At 74.3% G+C, this 10402-nt stretch carries 6 protein-coding genes and 1 riboswitch; all 6 genes read right to left on the bottom strand.

Translation table 11 applies throughout. The features are described 5' to 3' along the window. Positions 1-117: 117 nt before the first annotated feature. Positions 118-1509 (bottom strand): cobyrinate a,c-diamide synthase, encoded by a 1392-nt coding sequence (locus Mth01_RS00535; RefSeq protein WP_204009614.1) that lies wholly within the window; start codon positions 1507-1509, stop codon positions 118-120. Then, positions 1503-2117 (bottom strand): cob(I)yrinic acid a,c-diamide adenosyltransferase, encoded by a 615-nt coding sequence (gene cobO, locus Mth01_RS00530; RefSeq protein WP_204009611.1) that lies wholly within the window; start codon positions 2115-2117, stop codon positions 1503-1505. The genes Mth01_RS00535 and cobO overlap by 7 nt, the downstream gene beginning before the upstream one ends. Further along, positions 2118-4181 (bottom strand): VWA domain-containing protein, encoded by a 2064-nt coding sequence (locus tag Mth01_RS00525; protein WP_204009608.1) that lies wholly within the window; start codon positions 4179-4181, stop codon positions 2118-2120. It abuts the gene before it with no gap. Beyond that, the gene (cobN, locus tag Mth01_RS00520; protein WP_204009605.1) at positions 4178-7765 is read right to left on the bottom strand and encodes a cobaltochelatase subunit CobN; all 3588 of its coding nucleotides are present in this window, start codon (positions 7763-7765) and stop codon (positions 4178-4180) included. Before cobN ends, Mth01_RS00525 begins: the two co-directional genes overlap by 4 nt. Then, on the bottom strand, positions 7762-9336 hold the full coding sequence (locus Mth01_RS00515) for a cobyric acid synthase (protein ID WP_204009602.1): 1575 nt from the start codon (positions 9334-9336) through the stop codon (positions 7762-7764). Before Mth01_RS00515 ends, cobN begins: the two co-directional genes overlap by 4 nt. A 111-nt stretch (positions 9337-9447) precedes the next feature. Further along, positions 9448-9571, bottom strand: a riboswitch (cobalamin riboswitch). Positions 9572-9713: 142 nt separating this feature from the next. Next, positions 9714-10325 carry a hypothetical protein gene (locus tag Mth01_RS00510; RefSeq protein ID WP_204009599.1) on the bottom strand — a complete coding sequence of 204 codons (612 nt, stop codon included), beginning with the start codon at positions 10323-10325 and terminating at the stop codon, positions 9714-9716. Positions 10326-10402 lie beyond the last annotated feature (77 nt).

The raw sequence follows: 10402 nt of genomic DNA, 5'->3' as shown, positions 1-10402 counted from the left end.
CCGGGCCCCCGACCACCGGGCCCCCGACCACCGGGCCCCCGACCACCGGGCCCCCGACCACCGGGCCCCCGACCACCGGGCCCCCGACCACCGGGTCCTCGCCCAACACCGGGCCGCTCACGCCGCCGCCTTCACCAGATCGCGGGCCAGGTGCGGCGCCCCGGCCCAGTGCTGATGCAGATACGAGGCGTGCACCCGGCCCTGGACGAACCCCTCCCGGCGGCCGTCCGCCAGCGTGTACGCCGCGCTCCTTCCGGCGGCGGGGGAGCAGGCCGTACGGTGGAACTCATGCGCCCGCGCCGGCGTGTCGGTGGTCGCGCCGGTAGTCGTGCTGCCGGCTGGGCCACCGGTCATGCCGCCGGTTGGGCCGTCCGGGCGGGTGCCGTGCCGTACGGCCTCGCGGTAGCCGATCGTCAATCGGTCGGTCATCCGGGCCTCCACCGGCAGCACCCCGCACATCGGCAGCCCGTCCAGAACGCGGGCCAGATAGAGCAGCCCACCGCACTCGGCGATCACCGGCAGGCCGTCCGCCGCCCGCCGCGCCACCTCGTCGCGCAGCGCGCGGTTCGCCGACAGCTCGGCGGCGTGGACCTCCGGGAACCCCCCGCCGAGCACCAGCGCGCGGGTGCCGTCCGGCAGCCGCTCGTCGCGCAGCGGGTCCACGGTCGCGACCCGCGCTCCCGCCGCCTCCAGCAACTCGATCGTCTCGGGATAGCGGAACGTGAACGCCGCCCCGGCGGCCACCGCCACGACGGGGCCCGGTGAGACGGGCCGGCCGACCGCGTCGGCAGGGGACCACGGGCGGGCCGCGAGCCGCGGCGCCGCCGACGCCACCCGCGTGATCGCCTCGACGTCGCAGTGCCGCTCCACCAGCGCGCCCAGCGCGTCGACGGCGGCACGCGACGCCGGACCCCGCTCCTGCGCGGGAACCAGGCCGAGATGCCGCGACGGCACGCCCGCACCGGGATCGCGCGGCAGCGCCCCGAGCACCGGCACCGGCGACGAGGCCAGCGCCTCACGCAGGATCGACTCGTGGCGCGGCGACGCCACGCGGTTGAGCACCACCCCGGCGAGGCGTACGGACCGGTCGTAGGTCGCGAACCCGTGTACGAGCGCGGCCACCGACGACGACTGCGCCGACGCGTCGACGACCAGCAGCACCGGCGCGTCCAGCAGCCGTGCGACGTGCGCGGTCGAGCCCTCGCCGGTCGCGCCGCGGCCGTCGAACAGCCCCATCACGCCCTCGACGACGGCGACGTCCGCGCCGAGAGCTCCGTACGCGAACAGCGGGGCCACCAGATCGGCCCCGACGAGGAACGCGTCGAGGTTGCGTCCGGGCCGGCCGGTCGCCGCGGCGTGGTAGCCGGGGTCGATGTAGTCGGGGCCGACCTTGTGCGGCGACACGGCCAGCCCGCGCCCGGTCAGCGCGGCCATCAGCCCGGTGGCGAACGTCGTCTTGCCGGCTCCCGACGACGGCGCGGCCACGACGACCCGGGGGATCGTCACCATTCGATCCCTCGCTGACCCTTCTGACCCGCGTCCATCGGGTGCTTGACCTTGGTCATCTCCACCACCAGGTCGGCGGCCTCGACGAGCAGCGGATGGGCGTCGCGGCCGGTGATGACCACGTGCTGGTGCCCCGGGCGGTCGCGCAGCGTCGCCACCACGTCGCCCACGTCGACCCAGCCCCACTTCATCGGATAGGTGAACTCGTCCAGGACGTACAGCGTGTGGGTCTGGGCGGCCAGGTCCCGCCTGACCTGCTCCCAGCCCTCCCGCGCGTCGGCCGCGTGATCGGTCTCGGTGCCCGGCCGCTGGATCCACGACCAGCCCTCGCCCATCTTGTGCCAGGTCACCGGGCCGCCCTCGCCGGTCTGCTCATGTAGCCGGCCGAGCGCGCGCAGCGCCGACTCCTCGCCGACCCGCCACTTGGCGCTCTTGACGAACTGGAACACCCCGATCGGCCAGCCCTGGTTCCACGCGCGCAGCGCGAGACCGAAGGCCGCGGTCGACTTCCCCTTCATCTCACCGGTGTGCACGATGACGAGCGGCCGGTTACGCCGTTGCCGCGTCGTCAGCCCGTCGTCGGGCACCCTGGCCGGCCTGCCCTGCGGCATCTACGCCACCATCCTCACGTCACGCACGATTTCGGCCAGCCCGTCGGCCGCCAGTTCGTCCAGTCGCAGGGCGACGCCACCCAGCGCGGCGCCGATCCGGCCGGCCAGGCCGAGCCGTACCGGGCCCTGCTCGCAGTCGACCACCACACCCGCCACGCCGTCGGCGGCGAGCCGCCGGGCGGTCACCGCCGGGTCGGGACCGGCGGTGTGCCGGCCGTCGGTGACGACGACCAGCAGCGCGCGGCGCAGCGGATCGCGCAGCCGCTCGGCCGCGAGCAGCCGCGCGGCGCACGCCAGCCCGGCGGCGATCGGGGTGCGCCCGCCGGTCGCGAGCCGCTCCAGCCGGGCGGAGGCCAGTTCGACGCTCGAGGTGGGCGGCAGCGCCACGGTCGCGCCCTCGCCACGGAAGGTCACCAGCCCGACCTTGTCGCGCCGCTGGTAGGCGTCGAGCAGCAGCGAGAGCACCGCCCCCTTGACCGCGCCCATCCGCGCCCGCGCCGCCATCGATCCGCTCGCGTCCACGCAGAACAGCACGAGGTTCGACTCGCGCCCCTCCCGGACCGCCACCCTGAGGTCGGCGCGGCGCAGCACCAGCGGCCCGCCGCGGCGGCGGCCCCGGTCTCGCTGGTACGGCGCGGCCGCGGTGAGCGTCGCCACGAGATGCAGTGGTACGGCACGGCCGTTCGACACCGGCCGTGCGCCGACCGCCCGGCCCGCGGACCCGCCGGTCGTGCGTCCGCGTCGGCCCGCCGGGCCGCCCCTGCCCACGGTCGGCGGGGTCAGCAGCCGCGTCCGGTACGGCTGTCCGGCCGGGGCCGGGGGCCGTTCCGAGGAGTGGGCGGGCCGGTCTCCCGGGCCCTCGCCTCCCGGGAGACCGCCCGGTCCGCCACCGTCGGGTCCGTCACCGCCGGGACCGCCACCGTCGGGTCCGTCACCGCCGGGACCGCCACCGTCGGGTCCGTCATCGTCCGGATCATTGTCATCCGGGCCGTCGTGATCTGTCCCTTCGTTATCCGGGCCGTCGCTATTCGGGCCGTCGCCCTCACCGGCCGTGTCACCGGCCGTGTCGGCGAGTGCGCGCTCCAGCCGCTCCTCGTCCAGGCCCGGCTCACCGAACGGGTCCCGGCGGCGTCGGTGCGGCAGCGCCAGCCGCGCCGCCGTGGCCACGTCGTCACCGGTGACCTCGTCGCGGCCCTCCCACGCGGCGAGCGCGATCGCGGTCCGCGCCATGACCAGGTCGGCACGCAGCCCGTCCACGTCGAAGGCCGCGCACACCGCGGTCACCTGACGCAGCGCCGGGTCGGGGAGCACCACCCGGGGGAGCAGGGCACGGGCGGACGCGATCCGCTCGGCGAGCGCCCGATCGCCGGTTTCGTACGCGCCCCCGAACGCGGCCGGGTCGGCCTCGAACGCGAGCCGGCGGCGCACCACCTCGGCGCGCTCGGCCGGCTCACGCGAGGCGCGCACGTCGACGGCGAGGCCGAAGCGGTCGAGCAGTTGCGGGCGAAGCTCGCCCTCCTCCGGGTTCATCGTGCCGACCAGGAGGAACCGCGCGGCGTGCCGGACCGACACGCCCTCGCGCTCGACGTACGAGATGCCCATCGCGGCGGCGTCGAGCAGCAGGTCCACCAGGTGGTCGTGCAGCAGGTTGACCTCGTCGACGTAGAGCACGCCCCGGTGCGCGGCGGCCAGCAGCCCGGGCTCGAACGCCTTGACGCCCTCGGTCAGCGCCCGTTCCAGGTCGAGCGACCCGGTCACCCGGTCCTCCCCGGCGCCGATCGGCAGTTCGACCAGCCGGGCCGGTCGTTCGGTGGCGGGGCCGGCTTCCTCATGGGGGCCGTCGGGGCAGTGCGGGTCCGGCGCGCCGGGGTCGCAGGAGAACCGGCAGCCGGCCACCACCCGCACCGGCGGCAGCAGCGCGGCCAGCGACCGCACGACCGTGGACTTGGCCGTGCCCTTCTCGCCGCGCACGAGCACGCCGCCGATGGACGGTGACACCGCGTTGAGCAGCAGCGCGAGCTTGAGGTCGGCGAGCCCGACGACCGCGCTGAACGGATATATCACTGGCCCGCCTCCAAGTCGCCTTCCATTTCCAGATATGTCGCCCGCAGTTGGTCGAGGGTCCGTTCGTCCGGCTGTGCCCACAGCCCCCGGTCGGCCGCTTCGATCAGCCGCTCGGCGATGCCGCGCAACGCCCACGGGTTCGACCTGCGCATGAACTCCCGCACCTCGGGGTCGAAGACGTACGACTGGGCGAGCGTCTCGTACATCCAGTCGTCCACCACCCCGGCGGTCGCGTCGAAGCCGAACAGGTAGTCGACGGTCGCCGCCATCTCGAACGCGCCCTTGTAGCCGTGCCGCCGCATCGCCGCGATCCACCGGGGGTTCACCACCCGGGAGCGGAACACCCGGCGGGTCTCCTCGCCCAGCGTGCGGGTGCGCACGGCGTCCGGGACGTGGGAGTCGCCGACGTAGGCCAGCGGCGAGGTCCCGGTCAGGTGGCGCACCATCGCCACCATGCCGCCGTGGTACTGGAAGTAGTCGTCGGAGTCGGCGATGTCGTGCTCGCGGTTGTCCTGGTTCTTCGCCGCCACCTCGATGCGCCGGAACGCCGTCTCCATGTCCGTCCTGGCCTCGCGGCCGTCCAGCCCCCGCCCGTAGGCGTAACCGCCCCAGACCGCGTAGACCTCCGCGAGGTCCCCGTCGTCGCGCCAGTCACGCGAGTCGATCAGCGGCAGCAGGCCCGCGCCGTACGCCCCGGGCTTGGAGCCGAAGACGCGGCTGGTGGCGCGCCGCCGGTCGCCGTGCCCGGCCAGGTCCGCCTCGACGTGCGCACGCAACGGGTTCACCTCGGCCGGTTCGTCCAGGGCGGCCACCGTGCGCACGGCCTCGTCGAGCAGCGACACCACGTGCGGGAACGCGTCGCGGAAGAACCCGCTGATCCGTACGACCACGTCGACGCGGGGCCGGCCCAGCTCGGCGACGTCGACCACCTCGAACCCGGTCACCCGGCGGGAGGCGTCGTCCCACGTCGGTCGTACCCCGAGCAGCGCCATGATCTCGGCGATGTCGTCGCCCTGGGTGCGCATGGCGCTGGTGCCCCACACGGTCAGGCCGACCGTGCGGGGCCAGCGGCCGGTGTCGGCGAGGTGGCGCTCGGCCAGCGACGCCGCGAGCGCGGCCCCGGTCTCCCAGGCCAGCCGGGACGGGATCGCCTTGGGATCGACCGAGTAGAAGTTGCGCCCGGTGGGCAGCACGTTGACCAGCCCGCGGGTCGGCGAACCCGACGGCCCGGCCGGGACGTGCCCGCCGCCGAGCGCGTGCAGCACCCGCGACACCTCGTCGGTCGTGCGCGCCAGCCGGGGCACCACCTCGGTGGCGGCGAAGCGCAGCACCCGCTCGACCTCCGGCAGGCCGGCGACCTCCGCGGCCGCCGCCGGATCCCAGCCGCGGTCCTCCATCGCCTGGACGAGCTCCCGCGCCCGCGCCTCCAGCCGGTCGACATCCCCCCGCGACTCGTCCTTTCCTTCGGCCAGCCCCAGCGCCTCTCGCAGGCCGGGGAGCGCTCCGGAGGCGCCGCCCCACACCTGCCGGGCGCGCAGCACCGCGAGGACCAGGTTGACCCGGGCCTCGCCGTACGGAGCCTGGCCGAGGATGTGCAGGCCGTCGCGGATCTGCACGTCCTTGATCTCGCACAGGTAGCCGTCGACGTGCAGCAGGAAGTCGTCGAACTCGGTGTCGCCGGGGCGCTCGGCGACGTCCAGGTCGTGATGCAGCCGGGCCGCCTGGATGAGCGTCCAGATCCGCGCCCGTACGGCCGGCAGCTTGGCCGGGTCGAGGGCGGCGACGGTGGCGTGCTCGTCGAGCAGCTGCTCCAGCCGGGCCAGGTCGCCGTACGACTCCGCCCGCGCCATCGGCGGGATCAGGTGATCGACCACGGTCGCGTGCGCCCGCCGCTTTGCCTGGGTGCCCTCGCCGGGGTCGTTGACGATGAACGGGTAGACCAGCGGCAGATCGCCGAGCGTGGCGTCGGGAGCGCACGACCCGGACAGGCCGAGGCCCTTGCCGGGCAGCCACTCCAGCGTGCCGTGCTTGCCCAGATGCACCACGGCGTGCGCGCCGAATTCGCGGGCCAGCCAGTGATAGGCGGCGAGGTAGTGGTGGCTCGGCGGCAGATCCGGGTCGTGGTAGATCGCCACCGGGTTCTCGCCGAAGCCGCGCGGCGGCTGGATCATCAGGAACACGTTGCCGAACCGCAGCCCGGCCAGCACGATGTCGTCCCCGTCGACGTACAGCTCCCCGGGCGGCGGACCCCAGTGCCCGGCGACGGCCTCGCGCAGGTCGGCCGGCAGCGCCTCGAACCACGACCGGTACGCCGCGAGCGGGACCCGGGCGGGTGCCGCGCGCAACTGGTCCTCGGTCAGCCACTCCACGTCGTGGCCGCCCGCCGCGATCAGCCGGTGGATCAGCTCGTCGCCGTTGTCGTACGGCTCGTCCCCGACGTCATAGCCGGCCTCGCGCAGCGCGCGCAGCAGCACGACGGCCGACGCGGGGGTGTCGAGGCCGACCGCGTTGCCGACCCGTGAGTGCTTGGTCGGGTAGGAGGACAGCACGATCGCGACCCGCCTGGCGGCGTTGGGCACGTGCCGCAGCCGGGCGTGCGCGACGGCCAACCCGGCGATCCGGGCGCAGCGTTCGGGATCGGCCGCGTAGACCGGCACGCCGTCCGGCCCGTCCTCCTTGAACGAGAACGGCACGGTGATCAGACGCCCGTCGAACTCGGGCACCGCCACCTGCATCGCCGCGTCGAGCGGGGACAGCCCGGCATCCGACTCCGACCAGGTCGCCCGGGACGTGGTGAGGCACAGCGCCTGCAGCACGGACACGTCGAGCGTGGCGAGCGCGCCCACGTCCCACGCGTCGTCGTCGCCCCCGGCCGAGGCGCTCGCCGGGGCGGCCCCGCCCGCCGCGAGCACGGTCACCACCAGCGCGTCGGCCGGCCGCAGCAGGTCGGCCACCTCGGGACCGGCGCCGCGCAGCGATCCGCAGAACACCGGAAGAACGTCGCCGCCGGCCGCCTCGATCGCGTCGCACAGGTCGTCGACGAACGCCGTGTTGCCCGACAGCTCGTGCGCCCGGTAGTAGACCACGCCGACCAGCGGCCGGCCGCTGTGCCGGTCGCTGTGCCGGTCGCTGTGCGGGTCGCGGGGGCGCACGCCGTACTCGGGGGTGGTGCGCGGCGGTGCGAAGCCCTCGCCGGTCATCAGCAGCGTGTCGGACAGGAACCTGCGCAGCTCGCGGAGATTGTCCGGGCCGCCCTCCGTCAGGTAGGCGAGCGCCTGCGCGGCCACGCCGTGCGGCACCGTGGACAGCGCCATCAGCGCGGCGTCGGGCTCGGCCTCGCCGCCGAGCACCACCACCGGACGGCCGCAGGCGAGCACCGCGTCGAGGCCCTCCGGCCAGGAGCGGCGCCCGCCGAGCAGCCGGACCACGACGGCGTCCACGCTGTCCACCAGGGCGGGGACGTCCTCGGCCGAGATGCGCATGGGGTTGGCGACCCGCCAGCCGCCCTCGCCATCGGAGCCGTCTCCGCTCCGCAGGGCGGCGAGCAGCTCGGTGTCGGCCGTCGACAGCAGCAGCATGGTCATGACCGGTCGGCCTCCCCATCGGTGTGCGGTGTCAAATTCACGGGGGCCGGGCCCGTACGGGCCCGATCAACGGGAGCAAGGCCGACGGCGGGCAGGCCGGCGGGGACGCCGCGCTCGATCAGCCGCCACACCGCGGCGGTGTCCAGGTGCTCCTCGACCAGGTCGCCGAGGGCGTCGAGGCGGGCCTCGCGGCGCTCGGCGAACGAGCCCGTGCCGGGCCGCCAGTCGCGTCCCGCGGCAGCGGCCACCTCGGTCAGGAACGCCCGCCGGAACCCGTCGCACTCGAAGATCCCGTGCCAGGTCGTCCCCCACACCTGCCCGCTGCGGCAGCCGTCGAGGAACGGCTCGCCGCCGTCGACGGTGACCCGGCCGTGATGGATCTGGTAGCCCGACACCTCGTGACCGCGCCACCGGCCGGCCGGTGATGCCAGCACCTTGGCCGGGCTGTAGTCGGTGCGCACCGGTAACAGTCCGAGGCCGGGTGCGTGGCCCTCCCGGCTCTCCACGCCGTCGTCGTCGTGGATCGCGGCGCCGAGCATCTGCAACCCGCCGCACACGCCGAGCACCGGCCGGCCGGCCGCGGCCCGGCGCCGCAGCTCCGCGCCGATGCCGCGTTCACGCAGCCAGGCCAGATCGGACAGGGTCGAGCGGGTGCCGGGCACGATGACGAGGTCGGCTTCGGCCATCTCGGCGGGCGTGGCGACCAGGCGCACGCTGACGCCGGGCTCGGCGGCCAGCGCGTCGGCGTCGGTGACGTTCGACATGCGCGGGAGCCGTACGAGCGCGACCCGCAGGATGTCCCGGCCGACGGGAGGAGTCAGCAGTCCGGGCCTGCCGTCGAGATCGAGGGAGTCCTCCACGTCGAGCCAGAGCCCGGACCGCCAGGGCAGCACGCCGAGGCAGGCCCGCCCGGTGGCCCCGCGCAGCCAGTCCAGGCCGGGCCGCAGCAACGCCGGGTCGCCGCGGAACTTGTTGACCACGAAACCCGCGATGTGCCGCTGGTCCTCCGGCTCCAGGACGGCCAGGGTGCCGGCGAAGTGCGCGAGCACCCCGCCGCGGTCGATGTCTCCGACGACCAGGACGGGCAGGTTGGCGGCGCGGGCCAGCCCCATGTTCGCGATGTCGCGGTCGCGCAGGTTGACCTCGGCCGGGCTGCCCGCGCCTTCGCAGATCACCACGTCGAACCGGCGGCGCAGGCCGTCCAGCGCGTCGACGGCGACGTCGAGCAGGGCGGGCTTGTGCCCTCGGTAGGAGAGCGCGTCGACGTCCGCGTGCGGACGGCCGAGCACGACGACGTGGGAGTGCCGTTCCCCGGCCGGTTTGAGCAGCACGGGGTTCATCGCCGCCTCCGGTTCGACCCGGGCGGCGGCGGCCTGCATCGCCTGCGCCCGGCCGATCTCACCGCCGTCGGCGGTGACCATCGAGTTCAGCGACATGTTCTGCGCCTTGAACGGCGCGACCCGGACGCCGCGGCGGGCCAGCCACCGGCACAGCCCCGCGGTCAGGATGCTCTTGCCCGCGTCAGAGGTGGTGCCGGCGACGAGCAGCGAGCCGCCGCCGTGCCGCGGCACGTCAGGGGACGGGGCGCGAAACCGGCAGTGAGGTGCCTGCGCGCAGGCCTCGGCACGCCATGGCGTGTCCTCCCTGGGGGTCCGCGCCCCCGGTCGAAGGTCCGACGGCCGGAGTATCCTGGCTCCCGGATCGACGCTCTCCCCGACCTTCCCGCCCGTGAGGGCAGTGGCCGCAGTTGAGGATCGCTCCCCGGTGACAGTGGCGGGACCGCGCCGGATTCACACCGGCTTCCTCCGCGTCCGTCGCTTGCGGCTCGGAGCCTACACCACGTGATCTCCGCCGCGCACCGGAAGGTAAGGGGATTGGAACCTGGAGGTGGGGGCGGGACCGTTCACGCAGGCCCGTGACCGGGCCGAGCGTGCCGACAGTGCGCCGGTCAGCCCATGACCGACGCTGCTGATTCGGGTTCGGCCGGTTGCGGCGGCTGAGCAGGCGGCGGCTGAGCAGGCGGTGGCTGAGCAGGCGGTGGCTGGGCAGACCGAGGTGCGGCCGGTTCCGGCGGTGCGGCCGCCAGCGCCTCGGCGAGCTGGGGCGGAAGCTTGGGCAGGTGCGGGAGCCGTGTTTTCCGCGATTTCCTCCGCTGCGCCTTCTTCGCGTACCGTAGGAATTTCTTGAGGTCCCGCGGCATGATGAAGACGATCCGCTGGATCACGTTGCAGATCTTGGCGCCCTTGCACTCGGCGGTCTGCGTGGTGGCCACCGGGACCTTCGGAGCGGCTGATTTTTTCTGCTTTTTCAGTTTTTTCTGCTTTTCTTGCTTATGTGATGACGCCTTCGCGGGGCGCCGATCGGATTCGCCGCCACGGCCGTCTTCGATGTTCCTCGGCGTGGGTCTCGGCGCATTCGTCGTCTGGTGATGGTCGGGGTTCACGCCGGCGGAGGCCGGGAGTGTGCTTCCGCCGACAAGTACGGCAGAAACGGACGCCCCGATCACGAGTAGCGCGGCGAGCGCTTTTCTGGGTGCTTTGCCGTACTGCTGACGCATCATTCGTTTTCGCCCCTGCGGGTTGGACGAGACCGGTCATAAGGCGTCCGGCAGCCCGGACGCCTTCGTCAGCGTACTTT

Source organism: Sphaerimonospora thailandensis (assembly GCF_016863115.1).
Taxonomy (GTDB): Bacteria; Actinomycetota; Actinomycetes; order Streptosporangiales; family Streptosporangiaceae; genus Sphaerimonospora; species Sphaerimonospora cavernae.
This window is presented reverse-complemented; position numbering and strand designations above follow the sequence as displayed.